The 19,900-nt window shown below is 46.9% G+C and carries 14 protein-coding genes and 1 pseudogene; 10 read left to right on the forward strand and 5 right to left on the reverse strand.

Translation table 11 applies throughout. The features are described from left to right. Nucleotides 1-153 (forward strand): annotated as a pseudogene (locus AAHF22_RS23915) (methyl-accepting chemotaxis protein); the annotation flags it as partial. A 135-nt stretch (nt 154-288) separates the two neighbouring features. After that, on the forward strand, nt 289-1,821 hold the full coding sequence (locus AAHF22_RS18115) for a methyl-accepting chemotaxis protein (protein WP_347326433.1): 1,533 nt from the start codon (nt 289-291) through the stop codon (nt 1,819-1,821). A gap of 233 nt (nt 1,822-2,054) precedes the next feature. On the opposite strand, the gene pyk is transcribed toward AAHF22_RS18115, so the two are convergent. Next, entirely contained in the window at nt 2,055-3,470 is a 1,416-nt protein-coding gene (gene pyk, locus AAHF22_RS18120) for a pyruvate kinase (protein WP_347326434.1), read from the reverse strand. Nucleotides 3,471-3,750: 280 nt separating this feature from the next. On the opposite strand from pyk, the gene AAHF22_RS18125 reads away from it, so the two are divergent. Beyond that, nucleotides 3,751-4,779 (forward strand): AraC family transcriptional regulator, encoded by a 1,029-nt coding sequence (locus AAHF22_RS18125; RefSeq protein WP_347326435.1) that lies wholly within the window; start codon nt 3,751-3,753, stop codon nt 4,777-4,779. A 212-nt stretch (nt 4,780-4,991) separates the two neighbouring features. Here the strand turns inward: AAHF22_RS18125 and AAHF22_RS18130 are convergent, their stop codons facing one another. Beyond that, nucleotides 4,992-5,837 carry an AraC family ligand binding domain-containing protein gene (locus AAHF22_RS18130; RefSeq protein ID WP_347326436.1) on the reverse strand — a complete coding sequence of 282 codons (846 nt, stop codon included), beginning with the start codon at nt 5,835-5,837 and terminating at the stop codon, nt 4,992-4,994. A gap of 433 nt (nt 5,838-6,270) precedes the next feature. Between AAHF22_RS18130 and AAHF22_RS18135 the strand changes: the two genes are divergently transcribed. The 3 genes from AAHF22_RS18135 (at nt 6,271) to abnB (ending at nt 11,218) form a co-directional block, all read left to right on the forward strand. Further along, complete coding sequence (locus tag AAHF22_RS18135) at nt 6,271-6,723, forward strand: hypothetical protein (RefSeq protein ID WP_347326437.1); 453 nt, start codon at nt 6,271-6,273, stop codon at nt 6,721-6,723. Between the two features lie 31 nt (nt 6,724-6,754). Then, nucleotides 6,755-7,834, forward strand: coding sequence for a C40 family peptidase (locus AAHF22_RS18140; protein ID WP_347326438.1), 1,080 nt, complete (start codon nt 6,755-6,757; stop codon nt 7,832-7,834). 855 nt (nt 7,835-8,689) lie between these two features. Next, nucleotides 8,690-11,218: an arabinan endo-1,5-alpha-L-arabinosidase AbnB gene (abnB, locus tag AAHF22_RS18145; protein ID WP_347326439.1), complete on the forward strand. Its 2,529-nt coding sequence runs from the start codon at nt 8,690-8,692 to the stop codon at nt 11,216-11,218. 219 nt (nt 11,219-11,437) lie between these two features. Here abnB and AAHF22_RS18150 read toward each other — a convergent pair whose 3' ends face one another. Then, nucleotides 11,438-12,811, reverse strand: coding sequence for a tetratricopeptide repeat protein (locus AAHF22_RS18150; protein WP_347326440.1), 1,374 nt, complete (start codon nt 12,809-12,811; stop codon nt 11,438-11,440). Nucleotides 12,812-13,067: 256 nt separating this feature from the next. Here AAHF22_RS18150 and AAHF22_RS18155 point away from each other — a divergent pair, with 256 nt between their 5' ends. Then, nucleotides 13,068-13,415: a DUF4870 domain-containing protein gene (locus AAHF22_RS18155; RefSeq protein WP_347326441.1), complete on the forward strand. Its 348-nt coding sequence runs from the start codon at nt 13,068-13,070 to the stop codon at nt 13,413-13,415. A 109-nt stretch (nt 13,416-13,524) separates the two neighbouring features. Here the strand turns inward: AAHF22_RS18155 and AAHF22_RS18160 are convergent, their stop codons facing one another. Beyond that, nucleotides 13,525-13,962 carry a DUF6376 family protein gene (locus AAHF22_RS18160; RefSeq protein ID WP_347326525.1) on the reverse strand — a complete coding sequence of 146 codons (438 nt, stop codon included), beginning with the start codon at nt 13,960-13,962 and terminating at the stop codon, nt 13,525-13,527. 222 nt (nt 13,963-14,184) lie between these two features. Continuing rightward, nucleotides 14,185-14,373: a hypothetical protein gene (locus AAHF22_RS18165; RefSeq protein ID WP_347326442.1), complete on the reverse strand. Its 189-nt coding sequence runs from the start codon at nt 14,371-14,373 to the stop codon at nt 14,185-14,187. 428 nt (nt 14,374-14,801) lie between these two features. Here AAHF22_RS18165 and AAHF22_RS18170 point away from each other — a divergent pair, with 428 nt between their 5' ends. The 3 genes from AAHF22_RS18170 (at nt 14,802) to AAHF22_RS18180 (ending at nt 19,727) form a co-directional block, all read left to right on the forward strand. After that, nucleotides 14,802-15,503 carry an FHA domain-containing protein gene (locus AAHF22_RS18170; protein WP_347326443.1) on the forward strand — a complete coding sequence of 234 codons (702 nt, stop codon included), beginning with the start codon at nt 14,802-14,804 and terminating at the stop codon, nt 15,501-15,503. Between the two features lie 155 nt (nt 15,504-15,658). Further along, complete coding sequence (locus AAHF22_RS18175; protein WP_347326444.1) at nt 15,659-17,893, forward strand: ABC transporter ATP-binding protein; 2,235 nt, start codon at nt 15,659-15,661, stop codon at nt 17,891-17,893. Then, on the forward strand, nt 17,874-19,727 hold the full coding sequence (locus AAHF22_RS18180; RefSeq protein WP_347326445.1) for an ABC transporter ATP-binding protein: 1,854 nt from the start codon (nt 17,874-17,876) through the stop codon (nt 19,725-19,727). Before AAHF22_RS18175 ends, AAHF22_RS18180 begins: the two co-directional genes overlap by 20 nt. Nucleotides 19,728-19,900: the final 173 nt, after the last annotated feature.

A 19,900-nucleotide genomic window follows, 5' to 3' on the forward strand; every position in this document is an offset into this window, starting at 1 on the left:
ATGAAAGACCAGATCGAGAAAATTTTGTTCCAAATTAGCAATATGACGACACTGACGCAATCGCAGGCAGCATTAACCGAGCAATTGAACGCATCAATGGATGAAGTGAATCATATGGCTCGTGCCATTTCAGAGTTGACGCATCAGATTTGATGAATCAAATAGCTAATATCGATTTCTATGGCGAGCCATTGGTATTAGTGTGTTACGTGTTTTCGCAGGAAGCAATGGCAACAGCCATTGCTTTTTATTGATATATTATATTGGTGTCGAAGGAGCGATATTCCTATGCGATTGTTTACATCAAGCAGGGCACAATCTTCATCCGTTCAATGGTTAACAGACCAAAGCAATAGACTGTTACAGCAAGCTAAACAGGGGAATACAAACTCCAAGCTGGCATATCCCGATGCTCCAGCCGAGCTGAGTGAAGTATGTGGCGTGTTGAATGAGACTTTGGATCACGTACAACGGCAAAATGTAAATTTAAATCAGAGTTTGCAACTTGTGTCTGGTGCACTTGGGGTGGCGATGTGGGATGTGTATCTCGTAGGTGGACAGGTGACTCATCCTGACAACCAGTATATATGGTCAAATGACTTCAGAACGTTGCTGGGCGGCTATACGATGGCACAGCTTCCGAATACGATTGAAGGCTTTACTCAATATTTGCATCCTGACGATATCGAGCGTGTGATGCAGTTTATTGTCGAGTATGTGGAAGGGGGTACAGGTCAAGAATTTTATGATGCCACGTATCGGGTGTTTACGCCCAATGGAGACATTCGCTGGATACATAGTACCGCCAAAGCGATTTTGGATCAAAGGGGCGTACCGATCCGTGTGTCCGGTGCTTCGGTCGATGTGACCGAACGTAAGCAAAAGGACGAGCAGATGAAAATGTTGATCGAGCGCTACGATCTAATTGATAGCGTTATGGTAGAAGGACCGTGGGAAATTAATATCGTGGACGGTAATATGCAAAATCCCAATAATACGATCTGGTATTCTACCCAGTTTCGTAACGTGTTGGGCTTTCAGGATGAACATGATTTCCCGAACAAATTATCGAGCTGGAATGAATTGATTCATCCGGAAGATGCAGAGCGTGCAAATCGAGAATTTGTAGAAAAGATGATCGGCGGAAAACCGGTGGGACGTGGCACAGGTGTGAAATACCGTTTGCGTAATCGTCAGGGACACTATCGCTGGTATGAGTCGAGTGCCAATGCAGCGTTTAATGAACAAGGTAAAATACGACGCGTTGCAGGTACATTGCGGGATATTACCCATGAGCAGACGCGCGATGAGGTTGCACAGGGAATTACCGAACGGATCGGTCAATTATCGCAATCGATTGGCGAAATGACGACAGCGATCGGGTCAGTTACGGAACAGGCGCAACATATTGCGGAGACGCAAGAGAAATCGATGGCTGCTGCGAATCAAGTAGGTACAAGTGCAGAAGAAACTAAAAATGTATCTGCGTTTATCCGCGAAATTGCCAATCAGACGAATATGCTCGGTCTGAATGCGGCGATTGAAGCAGCGCGTGCAGGCGAGATGGGCAGAGGCTTTAGCGTCGTGGCAGATGAAGTGCGCAAACTGGCGCTGAATAGTGCACATGCGACTGAAAACATCGAGTCCAGTTTGCAAGAGATGAAGCAACTGATCGATCAAATTTTAGGACATATTGACACTATGACGACGATGACACAATCTCAGGCAGCATTAACGGAGCAGCTTAGCGCCTCTATGGAAGATGTGAATAGCATGGCGCAATCGCTCGTTGCCTTTGCGAGGCAGATTGAACAGGTATGATCAATGAACTGAAGTCTACGTGTCTGGATGAAAGGGAACAGCATTCGGGCTATCATTATGTTGCCTGTATAGGCAGTCATAAGGCGTGATTTCGGTATTATGTCCGAGCGATTCCTATCCATGTATAGGTAGGCTCTACTATTCTCATTGTAAAAAAACCGACCTTTGCGTATCCTACGCAAAGGTCGGTTTTTTTAGATCAGCAGACGATTACAGTGCATGGTTACACACGATCAAACCTGTTGAATTTTGAGCAGATTCGTATTACCGGATTGTCCAATCGGTACACCGGCAGACAATACGACGATATCGCCAGTCGCGATATGGCCGGTCGTAATCGCATTACGGATCGCCGATTCGAACATTTCATCTGTTGTCGATACCGCTTCACCATGAACCGGAATGACGCCAGACAGCAGGCATACTTTGTTCAACACCGCTTCATTATGCGTAACCGCGATAATCGGGGCACTAGGACGATACTTGGAAATCATACGCGCAGTAAAGCCACTCTCGGTCGAGATAATGATCGCTTTCGCATTCAGCTCCAGTGATGCGCTAACTGCGCCCTGACTAATGACTTCGGTAATATTCGTTGATTGCAGCGCTCTTTTACGGGAGAACTGCTCCTGATAATCGATCATTGTCTCCGCGCGACGGGCGACCGCTGCCATCGTTTGTACCGATTGCACCGGATATTTACCCGCAGCCGATTCGCCGGACAGCATAATCACGTCAGCGCCTTGCAGCACGGCATTCGCCACGTCACTCACCTCAGAACGAGTTGGACGCGGATTTACCTGCATCGATTCCAGCATATGGGTAGCTACGATAACCGGTTTACCGGCTACGTTACATTTATCGATCATTTCCTTTTGTAGCGCCGGTACGTCCTGAATCGGCACTTCTACTCCGAGATCGCCACGAGCGACCATAATACCGTCGGAAGCCTCGATAATATCGTCGAGATTTTCCATCCCTTCCGCATTTTCGATTTTGGAATAGATCTGTACATCCTGCGCATCATTTTTCGCCAGAATGCTGCGGATTTCTCTAATGTCATCACCTTTACGCACGAACGAAGCCGCGATCATCTCGATCTTTTGCTCCAGTCCGAAGTGAATATGCATCACGTCACGCTCGGTTACACCTGGCAGTGAAGTATGAATGCCTGGTAGATTCACACCTTTACGTGGCTTGATCGTACCACCGCTTACGATTTCGCAGACGATCTCGCTATCTTTCACTTCCAGTACAGTCAGGTCGATCAGACCATCATCCAGCAGGATACGGTCACCCTGATGTACGTCCTGATTCAATTGTGGATAGTTGACACCGATCCGCGCGGCATCGCCCAGAATTTCTTCCGTAGTTAATATCAGCTTGTTGCCTGTATGCAGCTCGAACGAAGCTTCTTTCAGCTTACCAATCCGTACTTCAGGTCCTTTAATATCCATCATAATCGGAATAAATGTATTTAGCTCTGTTGCTGCCTGACGTACATTGCGAATACGCATCACATGATCTTCCAGCTCACCATGCGCCATATTCAAACGTGCTACCGTCATCCCGGCCTTAATCATTTCTTTCAACATGTCAACCGAATCACAAGCAGGTCCCATCGTACAAATAATCTTTGTTCTCAGCATTCCAACTGTTCCTCCTTCGCATGTGTAGGCTGCAAACGACTTGCTCTGTCAGCCCTCTCATTGGTGGCTGTTCGAACACGTCCTGAGCCTGGGGGCAGGGAAAGAACGTTACCCGACAACCTGTACTATCTATTTCATTTTAGCTGTAATACACACAGTTCGCTATGAAATATGGTACGATGAGTGCACTATAGTACGATCGATAGTTAGAAAAGCGACTGTGGGTTCCCCCTCCAGCATACCTTAACTGGCAGCTAGACGAAAGAAAGGGCGATAAGCGATGAAGGTGCACTATGTACAGGAAGATCACCATATGAACTGGTATGAAGAACAGCTCCTTCAACCGGGCCATTATATGCTTAGCCTGTGCACATATGGCAATTGTGTGTACTGGGTGAACGGGCAAAAGTACATTATCGAAAAAGGCGAGCTGCTACTCGTACCACCACAATGTTCTTATTATGGCAAAAGCGTTCCAACACGTGTACATACGAAGCAGACGATTGGCTTTGCGCTGGAGGATGTGTTGGATCGCATGGATCTGTCCAATAGTAGCGATAGCCATGCACATGTATCCAATAGTAGTCATAAAGCTGTGTCAGGTCGTGCAAGTCGTTCAGATCGTTTAAATAGATCAAATAGCTTAAATAGCTTAAATAGCTTAAATAGTTTGGAGTGCTTAAGTGACTCAAGTGACTCAAGTGACTCAAATAATTCAAATAATTCAAATGACTCAAGTCGTTCAAATCACATCCACAACCTGGACAACAAGCAAACAACACCGCTATCGCTACTTAAACAACAGCAGCCTGTTCATATGAAGCCAGGCTGCTATGAGCGAATTCACGACATATTGAAGCAAATTACGGTACAGTGGGAAGAGCGTTCGCCATATTATGAGCTAATGGCAGCTTCGCTACTCACTCAACTGCTCATCCTGCTGAACCGCGAATATGACCGCGGTATCATCTCCGAAGATCGTCATCGTCTGGTAGAGCAAATGAAGCGACATATTCAGCAAAACTACAGCTCACGTGTCGGCAAGGAACAGCTGGCAGAGGTGATCCAGCGGACGCCAAACTATGCAGCTACCCTGTTCAAAACGATTACCGGACAGACGATTAGTGAATACACCCATCAGGAGCGGATGAAACGCGCCGTATATATGCTGACCGAATCGCATCTGACCGTAGCAGAGATTGCCGAATTTCTAGGCTACACGGACGTGTCTTACTTTTACCGTATATTCAAAAAGACGATGGGTGTACCGCCCACTGGATGGATGCAGGATCGCCCGCCACTGCTGTAATTAAGCTGTTTGTTTGGATACATACAGCTTAGATGTAGACCAGGTTAAATCGGAACTTTGATCATAGGCAGGCATGTTTCATGTTTACAGTTCGGGATTTGACATGAAATTCAAGTTGAAATTAATCTTGGTTAAGGTACTGTGGTGTACCTCCCAGTATAAACCGTTTGCTTACACGCCGTAGTTGCAGCAGAAGATATGCTACATTCGCCTCACGATGAATGCGCCTCATTACGCATTTTTTTCGGTGACACACCTTTAAGTTTTTTGAACATTTTGGAAAATAAAAAAGGATCGTCATAACCGACCGAACGCGACACTTCACCGACCGACAGGCTTGTATGGTGAAGCAGCTCCATCGCGCGATTCATGCGATATTCGAGCATAAACGCTTGCAGAGAGACGCCGAATCGTTCCTTAAACAGGCTGGACAGATACGTCCGATCCAGACCGACCGAGCGTGAAATATCCAGAATCGTAATCTTCTGACTATAACTGTTCTCGATATATTCGATCGCCTGCCGAATATGCATTTCCTTAGAGCGCGAACGGGAAGCGCCTCGCTCGGAAGAAGGTAGACGCGAGATCAGTTCATACATGATGCCGTATAAAATACCTTGAGCATGAATATCCCCGGCAGGCTGTGTCGACGTTTCCAGCAACAACTCATAAAAGCGACCTAATGTATGCGGCATGCCAGCAGGCATGCGGTAGACCGGCTCTGCTGTCGTCAGTCCAGCACGCTCCATCAATGTGCGTGCATACAAGCCGCGAAAGCCGATCCATGAATAAACCCAGGGCTGCTCGGTATCGGCTTCATAATTAACGACGGTATCCGGTGGGATCAGAAAGCCTTCGCCAGCAGATAGCCGGTATTCGTGGTCGGCGAGTCGGAATACGCCAGTGCCTTCATGGATATAATGTAAAATATAAGCGTCGCGTACCCCGGGGCCCCAGGCATGTCCGGGCAAACACTCTTCTTTACCAAAAAAGAGCAGATTTAGATCCATCGGCTGCTGGGCTTCGGATGCGATATAAATAGTATGATTTAGCGGCATATCCGTGTACAATCCCTTCGTTGGATGATACTTATATTATGACATGTGATGAATCGTATGAAAACAAGCTTACAGCAGCAGTCTATTTTATATAAAATGGATGATCACAGGTGAAGATGGCGTATATGCGGCATAGTAGACGTTCATTTTAGATCGATCGGAAGAATGTATCATTGATTGTGGAATCCATTATTTTACAGAAGGGAAAGCGGTTTGTATTTATGATAGTATGGAATACATAAATCCCTGAGCCAATAGGGACAGCACGGATCGCATTGGATAGGATGAAGGGAGCGGGAAGCATATCGAGAAAAATCTGCTCGGCACATGTATCGTTATTTTTTTATTGATTTGTTTATTCTCCTATTTCAAATTTGCCCGCTTTCCGCGTGCAGAGGAGGAGAAGGATACACGCGATCCGCTTGGGGGGATGATGCGCCCTTCGAGTCTGTTTGATCGGGTGTCGATGACCGCGCTATTATCGTTTGGATTGCTCATTGTAGTCGCGGCGGCTTCGTTTGCGGCGTATGGCTTTTTTTATCTCGCTTCGTTTCTTGATCTGATCGCTTTTGATAGTCGGATGACTGCGATGGTGTACTCGATCTGGACGAGCGCTGGATTGTTTATGCTGGCGATTTACATTCAGCCTGCTACAGCAGAGCTGTTCTATCCACTCTTGCGACGTCCGCTCGCCTTCTGGCACACGCAGGTGATCGCGATCATACGGAATACGCTGCTGCTGTACACACTGGCGGAAATTATGCATGGGGTGCATATTCCGGGCATATGGGGCGCGCTGGGACTTGCGTCTATTTTTCAATTGTTACAATGTATTCGGTTTGATGAGGACGTTCAGTCCGGGCAACCTCATGATAAAGAAGATTAACAACAGGAGCATACGGAAAGGGGTAAACCGAATGAACGAACAGAGGCAGAGACATGCTCACAGGCGCACAGCGACAGCGATGATGCTGTGGATGATGAGCGTATTGATCATATGCAGCGCATGGCTGCCTGCCAGCGCGAATGCAGCGGAAGGAGGGCAAACGGTGGCAGATCTCGATTGTAAAACGAACGCGGTTGCACGCAAACATCTGGTGAACGTCGCGGTCGCTACACTGTGGACAGAGCCAGGCTTAGCACGCAAGCTGGATGCGCCATCGCTAACAAGCCCAGTAGATATGGATAAATGGACGCAGGCGATGAACACGGCAGAGAAGCGCCGCTGGCTGACAGGTAAAACGGAAACACAGGCGCTGTACGGACAGGAGCTTCGTTTGCTACAGGTTAAAGGTGACTGGGCGTATGTGGCGGTTGTTAGTCAATCGACACCGAAGAGCAATTATGGTTATCCAGGCTGGATGCCCAAAGCACAAATGCTCACGGTGACGGATGCTTCCGCGTATGCTGATTGTCCGGTTGCAGTCGTATCAGACAAGACGACAAAGCTATATGGCGACGATCGCAGCACAAGTAGGCTGACCTTAAGCTTTAATACACGCTTGCCGATCACAGCGCGCGTAAATGGCTGGGTCGGTGTACATTTACCAGATGATCAGACGGGCTGGCTGAAGGAGAGCACCGTCGAAATTATCGATCCGAGCAAAGACAGGTCCCAGCCGACAGCAGCCGAAGTGATTGCGACCGGTAAACGATTCCTCGGTTTGCCGTATTTGTGGGCAGGTGTATCGGCTTATGGATTTGATTGCTCAGGCTTTACGTCGACGATTTATGGCTTTCACGGTATCAACTTGCCACGCGATGCTTCCGCTCAAATCAAGGAAGGTCAGGCGGTCAGCTGGAATAACTTGCAGCCGGGCGACCTGATGTTCTTTGCCCACAAGCAGGGCAAAGGCAGTGTGCATCATGTGTCGATGTATATCGGTAATGGCCAAATGATGCATTCACCCAAAGCAGGCAAAACGGTCGAGATCATTTCGATCAACACACCGGCGTATAAATCGGAATTTGCTGGAGCAAGACGGTATATTCAATAAGCCCATACAGAACAAAGGGAATATACCGGCTGTTTATGAGCTGTCACAACATAAGTAAGAAGTGTATATGACTTGGAAGTGGAAGTGTATATGACTTCGAAGTAGAAGTGTGTACGACTTCGAAGTTGGATAAAGCGCAAACCTATGCGTCCGTTAACTGGCGAAAACTCCCCCCTTTTAAGGGCGTAGATGTTTAAAAATGCAATACAGCCATACGATAAAAGATAGTAATTTTAGGCTATAACGTACAGTAAATAGGTGCGCCATCATATGTTCAAAGCTCCCTTATCTTCGTTACTTTTATGATGCAGACTAAGCAATGTATCTGGCATGATGGAGGACAGGATAAGGGGTTTTTTGCGATGTTGTATAGATGTTGTATAGGTGAAGATAGGGAGTCGAAAGTAGTGTGGGATGAAGAAGAATGTGCAGCTTATCAAACAGTGTATATGTACGCTGTTTGATGAGCTGCACTGCAAAAGATACGGTAGAGGGCAGTATAGGATCACAAGCTCCAACGATTACAAGATTGAACGGTTACAATTTTCAACGATCCAATGAATACAAAAATATTAACGAGTGTATATTTAGTTTATATATTTGTTTATAATTCGTATTTTTATAAATTTAATGCTTGAAAAAGAGTAAAATGTTCATGTATGATAAGTCTGACTTCATACAACAAAGCGCATTGTAGCGAATCCGAAATCGTAAACATCGCATTTATGTAAGCGCTTAAAAAGGACGCATAATCAACGAAAAGAAGCCGTCCGATCGACTTTGCCTTGCTACTGTAGCTTGTCCTGTTCATATCTCTTACCAATCTGATTTCCCAATGAGAAAGGAAGATAATGTATGACATCCCACTTCCGTAAAAAAGCCAGTCTAACCGTTATCGCTGCCACGCTAGTTGTACCGATGTTATTGCCATCTACACCGATCTTTGCTGCTCCTAGCTATACCGATTCTCTGAAAATAGCCCAAACATCGCTTCCAGCAGATCAGACTGCGCAGGTAAATGGAAGCAATTTTAAAGCGGTAGCTCTATCTACATCATCGACTAACAACCTGTATTCACCGATTTCATCTGCTTCAACCAGCACAGTTAACGCTGCGACTGCATCCACTGGAGCACCTGTATATCAGGAGGCATCCGTCCACGATCCATCGGTCATCAAAGTTGGCAATGAATTTTACATATTCGGTTCTCACCTTGCCTCTGCCAAATCGTCTGATCTGATGAATTGGAGTATGATTTCTTCTGGCGTGGCAGATGGCAACCCATTGATCCCGAATGTCACCACCGAATTGAAAGATGCACTGAGCTGGGCGCAAAGCAACACATTATGGGCAGCCGATGTGATTCAGCTCGCCGATGGTAAATTTTATATGTACTATAACGCTTGTAAAGGGGATTCGCCTCGTTCCGCGATGGGCATTGCGGTTGCAGATAACATCGAAGGGCCATACCGTGATCAAGGCATTTTCCTCAAATCCGGTATGTGGGATGGAATTAGCGAAGATGGTACGATTTACGACGCTCGCATTCATCCGAATACGGTTGACCCGGATGTGTTTTTCGATAAAGATGGCAAGCTGTGGATGGTATATGGCTCATATTCAGGCGGTATTTTCGTTATGCAAATGGACCCGGCGACCGGCAAACCATTACCGAAGCAAGGCTATGGTAAAAAGCTGATCGGCGGCAACCATAGTCGGATCGAAGGCGCCTATATGCTGTACAGTCCACAAACGGATTATTACTACATGTTCCTGTCGTTCGGCGGTCTGGATGCGACAGGCGGTTACAATCTGCGTGTTGTTCGCTCCAAAACGCCAGATGGTCCATTTTACGATGCGGCCGGCAATGATATGACGAATGTAAAATCCGACCCATCCAAGCCGCTGTTTGATGATGCTTCCATCGAGCCATATGGAGTAAAAATTATCGGTAATTATCAGTTTGAACGCCAGATTGGTGATCCGGGTACAGGTACCGGTGCAGGTGCGGTGTCACCAGGGCATAACTCCGCTTATTATGATGAGCAAACCGGACGTTATTTCCTCATCTTCCATTCCCGTTTCCCTGGACGTGGTGAGGAGCATGAAGTGCGTACACATGAGATGTTTATGAACGCCGACGGTTGGCTAACTGTAGCGCCATATCGTTATGCAGGCGAGCAAAATCCGCAGGCAAAAGTAAGTGCTAATGACATTCCTGGTGATTACCAGTGGATTACGCAGGACAAACATATTAGCGCCGACATCCACAAAGCTGTATCGGCAACATTGAACGAAGACGGTACGATCACCGGTGATGTCACGGGTACATGGAAGTTACAAGACCGCAATACGGCCCGACTAACGATAGGCGGGAACACATACACTGGTGTCTTTTTACATGAAATCAATGCTGACTCTGGCAAAACCGTGCTCACACTCACCGCGTTGTCTACAGACGGCACGAGCGTATGGGGAAGTCAGCGTGAAGTACAGAAGGATAAACAGCTCGTCTCCGCAGTTGACAAAGACTTGAATCTGGGCGAGACAGAGGGTATATTTTACGATCTGGATTTGCCGCTGACCGGAACACGTGGTGTGCAGATTAGCTGGCATTCCAACAAACCGGACATCATTTCCGATACCGGTAAAGTGACCCGTCCAGCAGCAGGTGAGGGCAATGCCCGTGTGACGCTGGTCGCTACGATCACGAAAAACGGTGCGAAAAAGAACAAAAACTTTAAAGTGACCGTGCTGGAACAGGCGCGTGGTCCATTACTCGGTCAGTATACATTCAATGAATCCAACGGAACGACCGTTACCGATAGCACCTACAATCATTATGACGGTACGCTGATTGGTGGTGTAACCCGCGATGTGTATGGCAAGTCGGGCGCAGGCATCACACTGGACGGTGTGAACGATTATGTGCAGCTACCAGGGACGATTACGGATGCGGAAGATTACACGTTTGCGAGCTGGGTGAAATGGGATGGTGGTGCTGCATGGCAGCGAATTTTGGATTTTGGTAATGGGATGAATGGATTTATGTTCCTGACACCTTTCCAGGGAACAGGCGTGCAGTTTACGATGCACAGCAACAATACCGACCAGAACATTATCACTTCGTCTGCATTGCCAAGCGGACAGTGGGTGCATGTGGCGGTGACGCTGTCCGGCAATACAGGCAAGCTGTATATTAACGGTAAGCTGGCAGGCAGCAATGACCGGATGAGCTTCAACCCACATGATCTGATGACCCGTGAAGCGTATCTAGGCAAAAGCCGCTTCGCAGCCGATCCGTATTTCAAAGGCAGTCTGGATGAGGTGAATATTTACAATCGGGCGCTGAGTGAGCAGGAAATTGGGGAGCTGGCGAAGTAAATAGTGGTGTTGAAAGATAAGTGAACAATATAAGCTAAACAAAACCATAGGCTAAGTGAAAGTAGAAATAATAGACAAAAAGCTGGCTGTTCTTATCACGGAACAGCCAGCTTTGTCATATCTAATCTAATTGCAATCGGTTGCTTATGAAGGGGTTTATTTGCACATGCTCTCTGTTAAAATTGTTTAATTGGACTTGCTCATGTGAGCAGTATTCGGTCACTTCGTATTATCTGGAACCGGACTTAAATGGCGATAGCGTCGCAAACGATCTGCTGTCATACGATCCCTTGCTGCTTCGGTCGGTTTGTTTATATTTTTGTATACTAATGCTCGATTGCGAAAATAAATCTCCATCGTAGGCACAAGCTCAATCGCACGATTATAGTACAGGAGTGCTTGCTTCAAATGACCTCGTCGATAATGAGCCAAACCGATTATATTGTAAGCCTGATCATGGTCTGGTTCGTGATCGATCACATGCTGTGCAAAACATTCGATCTCATCATAGCGTTTTAATTCCAGCAATATATGCGCCATCTTCATATAATGTTCGCAATCATCCGGGTCATTTTTAAGCAGTTGTCTGCACACTTGCAGCGCCCAATTATGTTCACCGCGTTCGAGATGGTATTCCATCATATTGTAATAGATTTGGGTTCGGCCAGGCTCTAACTCCAGACAGCGATAATAATCTTGAACAGCCAGCTCCCATTTCCCCATTAATTGATAGACAAAACCGCGGTTGTGATAATACAAAGCATCCTGATCGTTTAATTCAATAGCCGTATTAAAATCCTGTAGCGCTCTGTCATATTGCTTTATTTCCATGTATAGATTACCGCGATTATTATAGGGTAAACTCCACGATGGACGAAGCTCAAGCGCTTTTTGATAGTCCAGTATCGATTGTTCAAAACGTTCCAGCATCTCATAATAATAACCACGTTCCAAATAATAAGAGGCATGGGTATCGTTTAAAGTAATCGCTGCGCTGTAATCTTGAATAGCCAATTCGTATTGTTTACGGGTAGCATACAAATGGGCTCGCTCATAAAATATGTAGTCTTCTTCCTGATTTAACTCCAGTGAAGCAGTCAAATCCGCTAATGCAGCCTCCTCATTACCCATCCATAAATGAAATTCTGCCCGCTCGTTATAGGCGGTAGCATCGTTTCCCCGCAATCGAATGACCGCATCGAAGCAGTGCAAAGCGGTAGCGGTATCATTCAGATGCTTACATACGATGCCCAGATTGTGATAATAGGCAGGGTCTTCTTCCAGAGCTAGCGCTTTTTCAAAATCAGCTCGTGCCTGTTCGAAGTTTGATAGGAGCTGATAGACACTTCCACGATCATAATAATATCTCGGTTCGTCCGCATTCAAAGCAATAAGGATCGTGTACTGATCAATGGCGAGATCGCATTGGTGCTGACGTTTGTAGAGAATCGCCAGCCGCGTTCGCAGTTGAAATACATAGTCAAACGTATCAGTTTGAAGTAGGAGCTGCTCAATATCACGTACCACCTCATCGGAATCGGCACATGCGTTTAAACGTTCAATTTCGGACGGTAGCCAATCCTCCGCATCCATGCTGCTCACCTGCTTTCTCTATAAAAAGATACGAATATCATAAAGCATGGAGGTCATCTAGCAAATGTTAATTTGCCTGCCGCTGTATTCTTTTTAAATTCATTGCCCAAACTGCATAATACATAGTACTCATCTCCGGTATCAGGTGGTATACTCAAGGTGCATTTCATCAATATGAAACTTTTACATAATAAACATCGTACTTCTGGTATCGCTGTAGTACACAGCACAAATCACGCAGGAAAGAGGTTAGAACATGTCTAATTATCAAGATCCTTCGTATCAACAGCAACAGCAAGGTGATCCCAATGATGTGCAAGCGAATAAAGTAATGGCGATTCTCGCGTACATTTTGTTTTTCGTGCCCCTGCTGGCTGCGAGAAATTCGCGCTTTGCTATGTATCATGCAAACCAGGGACTGGTATTGTTCCTTGCGGCTTTAGCTGCTAATATCGTTGCAATGATCATTCCGTTTGTGGGCTGGATTTTGTCACCGCTTGTGGCGATTGCGATCTTTGTATTTATGATCATCGGTATTATCAATGCGGCAAACGGTGTGATGAAGCCACTGCCATGGATCGGTAACTTCCAGCTGATCAAGTGAGTACACATCAGAACCATGCTACATAGAGAGAATGTATACTGCTGCTTACACTAATAAAAGGCAACCTTCCGGTTCAGGAAAGGTTGCCTTTTTGTGTCTATCTTCATCCTCACTGCCCCAGCTGCTGAAACTGATTCAACAAACCATTGATCTGGTCGATCGTCTGGAAAATTTGCGAGTTGTTCAAGTTTTGGACGGTTAACTTGCCAGCCTGCGCCTGATCGATCAGCGAGTTCACTTCGGTGTTCAGCGTATCGCTATAACCGGATAACTGCTGATGCAGCTCTTTGGCAAATGCAGGTGGCTCCAACTGGTTAAATGTATTAATTTGCTGCTGTGCATTTTGCAACTCCTGAGTCAATTGCTGTCGTGCTTGTGCATCGGTTAACGATTGCTGGGTAAGCTGAGGTAGTTCCTGCGCCAGAGTCGATGTATGGTTAATATACGTCGTTACGCTGCTTACATAGTTGACCGATTGATTCACACTGTCCAGTGCTGAACAGCCGGATAACAGACTGACGAGCAGAATAAGCGTTAGTGTATACATTTTCAAATGAATGCACTCCTTTGAACGGGGATATCGTATAATACTTCCCGGAGAGGGGGATGGTTTCATTTAAACATGTATGAATCTGCTGTTTTGTGATGTTATTGGATGTGAATCCTGTTCATTTTTAAATCTGTTCATGTTGAAGCGCTTTGAGTTTGGTTCGTTTGCAGTATCTATGAAGCGATAGGTGTCGCTCCATCAAGCCATTTAGCAAAAAGCTTATTTCAATTCGTAATTGATTCGTTGCTGTAGATCGCTCAGGCTTTCCATATGGACTTTTTGAATCGATTCCGTCGTGTCTGTCTTATCGTATGCTGGCAAACGGTGATCCAAATACACATACATCGCCAGACTGCTGGCAATTAGAAACGATAATAAGCCGTAGATCACAATTTGTTTTGGTTTCATAATCGATTCCCCACTTTTTCCAATCGTATGGTAGCCTGCTTCGGCAGGCTTTTTATATATGTTGTGTAGATGATGAATATGTTCTATATCGGTTAGTCATACATTCTATATCGGTTGTGCATATTTCTGTATCGGTTTGGTGTAGGCTCTATTTTGGTATGTCCGCAAACGAACATGATAAACGGACATTCGTTATCGGCTACCCAATTAGCAAAATTGAATTATTCGACAGGCGGTGTATAGTATAATGGAAGACAGCCCATTTGATGGGCTTGCTTGCCTGTTCATAGAACTTCTCTCTTGTACACTATAAAAGCCGGACGGCAAGCAAACAATGAAAGGAATCTGATGATTTTGTCATTGAGCTACATTATAGATCACGTTATGCTGACATACAGATTGAAATTACCGGAAAGTGAGCGATGAACATGCCGGACATTATCAAAATTATTGTCGATACCGCCGGCCTGGAGGGCCACGGTGCGTTTATTTATTTGGAAAATCATAAACCCGTGCTCGTTGGTCGACATACAGGGACAGGTCAGACCGATCTGCCGCTATACAACCAGCTTGTATCCAAGCAGCATTGCCGCTTGAGCCGTGTTCATAACGACGTATACGTCGAGGATCTTGGCAGTAAAAATGGTACGGAGCTGAATGGAAAACGGCTGCATCCGAATCAGTCGTATCGGATCGGTGATGGCGATCAGCTGACACTGGTGAATGGTCTGGTGGCGCTGCATCTGGAACGTGGCAGCGATCTGGAGGAAACAAGGGAGTATCGGGTAAGTGATCTGATGGAGAACGAAATTCGCCTGCATGACTATTTGCAAAATATTCAGATTGGTAGCGACAGCATCACGTTATCGAAAAAAGAGTATCAACTGTTCAAGCTGCTGTACAATTGCCTCGATCATTTTGTGACCCGCGATCAGATTGTGCGTGAAGTATGGCCGGAGCGGTGTGTGGACGATGCCGAGCTAGTTGGCGTAGATGAAGTCAATTCACTCATCTACCGTACAAATAAAAAGCTGGGAGATCACTTTACGATACGTTCGGTTTACAAAAAAGGGGTATATATGAAGAAGCAGGATGATTCGGAGGAAGTAAGCACAGGATCACCATCCTGATGACATGTATCGCCGCTGTCTGCCATCCACAGGCGGCAGCGGCGACTTCGATTACAGACTGGATGGTGGATAGTCATACAGATTAGCGCTGGCGATGCGTATGGCATGCGTAAGGGATGACAGAGCTACATCATTTGAGGACAAGGGGGAGCACAATGTCGTTAATGTTTTCCTTTTTGAAAAAATATCGGGTCGCTGCGATTCTCGCGCTACTGATGATGCTGATCGAATTGACATTGGAGCTGATCCAACCTTATTTGATCTCCAAAATTATCGATGACGGCATCAGCAAGCAGTATATGCCCGCTGTATGGTTATGGGGCGGCATTCTGGTAGGCGGTACGGTAATCGCTTTTCTCGCCGGCATATTTAGTTCGTTTTATGCATCTTATGCCAGTCAAGGGCTTGGCTACGATTTGCGTGATGCACTGTATCGGAAAGTGCAGTCGTTTTCGTATAGCTTGTTTGGACAATTTGCGACATCTTCGCTCATTACAAGGTTGACGAATGATGTGACTATTTTGCAGGATATGCTGTTTATGGGGCTGCGTTTTATGCTGCGTATGCCGCTATTGGTCATTGGAAGTAGTATGATGGCGCTGATTGTGAACGTGAAACTTGGCTTGCTGTTAGTTGTAGGCGTGCCGATTTTATTATTGTTCGTGATGGCGATTATGAAGCGTGCAGCAGCATCGTTTGAACGGGTGCAGCGGCGACTGGATACGGTCAACAATGTGATGCAGGAAAATTTGACCGGCATGCGTCTAATTCGTGTGTTTGTGCGTAAGCAGCATGAACGGCGGCGGTTTGAGCAGCATAGCAGCGAGCTGATGAATGATACGGTATCCGCGTTGCGGCTGACGGAGACGACGATGCCATTTATTTTATTCATTATGAATGCGAGCATTATTGCGGTACTCTGGTTCGGTCATCGGGATATTTTGACCGGTTCGGCTTCGGTCGGTGAAGTGGTCGCGATTATTAACTATTCGATGCGCACGATGGGTGCACTATCGGCGTTCTCCATGATCGTCGCATCGTTCTCGCGTGCGCGTGCATCGGCAGGACGCATGGATGAGGTGCTAACTGCGGAAGAAGCAGTGCATGATGCGGTAGTAGCGCAGTCTACAGTAGGTGGACAAGTGTATGAAAGAGCTGAACAACGGAATAAAAGAGCTACACGATTGGATAAAACATCTACACAATCGGATCAAGTAGCTATGCGATCAGATCAAGCATCTGCACAAACCAATCAAGTAGCTATGCGACCGGATCAAGCATCTGCACAAACCAATCAAGTAGCTGTGCGACCGGATCAAGCATCTGTACAAGCAAATCAAGTAGATGTACAACCAGAGCAAGCATCCGTGCAAGCAGATCAAGCAGCTGGACAATCGACTCACGTAGCTGCACGGTCAAATGGAGCAGCAGCAAAATCCCATGTTGAAACCGTATTCAGACATCCACAACCATCCGCATCGGTCGGGATGCAAGCAGCACCGATTACGATACAGTCCAGCGCTAGATATGGTGAGGCGACGGGAAAAGATAAGCACGCTACTGATCGTGCCTATGTTGCCCGTTCTCAGCAGCAGACACGAGATCGGGTCGTATTCCCCGGACAGACGGGTCATGCGGCAGAAGTGGAACTGCAAGGAGTGCATTTCCGTTATCCCGATACGGAGCGTCCGATTCTAAAGGATATTTCGTTTGTCGCGCGTCCGGGTCGGATGACTGCCATTATGGGGGCTACAGGGTCAGGCAAGTCCTCCTTAATCCAACTGATGTTGCGTCTATATGATCCGAATGCAGGTACGATTTGTATGGATGGACAGGATATAAGATTAATTGAGGAGCACGAACTGCGGAATCATATCGGTTATGTGCCACAGGAAATTGTGCTATTCACGGGCACGATTCGCGAAAATATCGCCTGGGGCAATGAGCACGCTACACTCGACGAAATTCAGGAGGCAGCACGAATTGCGCAAATTCACGATACGATCGTAAACTTGCCAGGCGGCTACGAGACGCGGCTTGGACAACGCGGGGTCAATCTGTCAGGTGGACAAAAGCAGCGGCTCTCGATCGCGCGTGCGCTCGTGCGCAAGCCATCATTGCTATTGCTCGATGATAGCACCAGCGCGCTCGATGTACGTACCGAAGCGAAGCTACTGGAAGAGCTAGGACAGTTATCCTGTACGACAGTGCTAATCACACAGAAGATCAGCTCGACGATTCGTGCGGATAAAGTATTGCTGTTACAGGATGGTCGTCTGATCGCAGAGGGTGGTCATGAACAGCTATTGCAAGCATCGGAGCTGTATCGACGCATTTATGCATCGCAATTTGGAGAGGAGGAGCTACAGCATGTGGAAGGCGTTCACTGATCCGTTTCGTGTTGCTCGTCCGTCTGCCCCACGTGCCAATGAAGCACAGCTTTCTGGAGCAAGTAGCTATCAGGCTGATCGCAAGCGTGCGAAAAACTGGCGTGGCACGTTAGCGCGCATCTGGACGTACCTGTCGGCGCGCCGGTTAAAGCTGTTTCTAGTGCTGTTCATGGTGCTGCTCACGTCCGGTCTGACCTTGCTGGGACCGTATCTGATCGGGATTGCCATTGATGATTTTCTAGCGCGTGACAGTGGCATGCTGTGGATCTGGTTTCTGGTTGCGCTGGGCGCTGTATATATTTTAAATTCGATTACGTCCTGGTTGCAGAACGTATGGATGATCGAAATCGCGCAAGAAACGGTATACCGGATGCGCTCTGATTTGTTTGCTCATTTACATCGATTGCCGATTCCGTTTTTCGGTAAACGTCAGCAGGGCGAGTTAATGAGTCGGGTAACGAATGATATTGAAAATGTGAGCAGTACGCTGAACAGTTCAGCGATTCAGATTTTCTCCAGTGTGCTCACGCTAATCGGTACGCTCGTCGTCATGCTGTGGCTTAGCCCGCTGCTCACCTTGCTGACATTTATCGTCGTGCCGCTAATGGCGCTGGGCATGCGCTGGATTACGAAGCGTACAGGCCCGCTATTTCGCGAGCGCCAGCGTAATCTGGGCGAGCTGAACGGTTATATTGAGGAAACATTATCTGGCGAAAAGATTATTAAAGCATTTGGACGTGAGCAACAGGTGATCGATGACTTCGCTCAGCGCAATGATCGGATTCGCTTTTCCGGCTTCTGGGCGCAGACGATTTCAGGTTTTATTCCCAAGCTGATGAACGGGCTGAACAATTTGAGCTTTGCGCTGATTGCTCTGGTTGGGGGTATGCTGGCCATTCGTGGTGCGATTACGGTCGGTGTGATCGTCATTTTCGTCGAATATGCACGGCAGTTTACACGTCCGCTGAATGATCTGGCGAACCAGTGGAATACGTTATTATCTGCGATTGCGGGTGCAGAGCGTGTGTTTGAAATTATGGATGAGGATGTGGAGGAAGCGGATGAGCACGGCGCGACCGAGGTCAAGCAATTGTCCGGCGCGGTGGAGTTCAAAGATGTGTCGTTCGCCTATGATACAGAGCGAAGCGGAGATACATTGCAGCATATTTCATTTACCGCCGCGCCTGGCGAGATGATTGCTTTAATTGGACCGACCGGTGCGGGAAAAACGACGCTTATTCAGCTCATTTCGCGCTTTTATGATGCCGATCAAGGACAGATTATGGTGGATGGCAGGGACATTCGGACGCTACGTCGTTCCAGTCTCCGGCAGCATATGGCATTTGTATTGCAGGATTCGTTTCTGTTTGAAGGGACAGTGCTGGACAATATCCGTTATGGACGACTGGAAGCGACCGATGAGCAAGTACGTGAAGCAGCGATCATGGCGAACGCGGATACGTTTATTCGCCAGCTCCCCGATGGGTATGACCATGTGCTGAGTCGGGACGGTGGAGGGATTAGTCAGGGACAACGGCAATTGTTGACGATTGCGCGTGCGATGCTGGCTGATCCAGCGATTCTCGTCTTGGATGAGGCAACGAGCAGTATTGATACGGTTACCGAAATTCGTATTCAGGAAGGCTTACAGCGGCTCATGCAAGGGCGTACCAGCTTTGTGATTGCACACCGACTGAATACGATTCGCTCGGCGGATCAAATTCTGGTGTTGCGTGATGGGCAGATTGTAGAGCGCGGCAACCATGATGAGCTGTTGGAGCAAGGCGGATTTTATAGCGAGTTGTTCCATAGCCAGCTGCAAATATCGTCGTGAGCAGGCATGAACGTATACACGGATGATTCAACATGCTGCTATCGTGCAGGTGTTTCATTATGCGGCAATTCGTTACGTTAAAGCATCAGGATAAAAGCAAAGATGAACTAGAGCATGTATGCAAACTCGCATACGTATAAATAGCGATTCACCGCTAAACAACAAATAAAACG

The organism is Paenibacillus wenxiniae (genome assembly GCF_039822605.1).
Lineage (GTDB): Bacteria > Bacillota > Bacilli > Paenibacillales > Paenibacillaceae > Saccharibacillus > Saccharibacillus wenxiniae.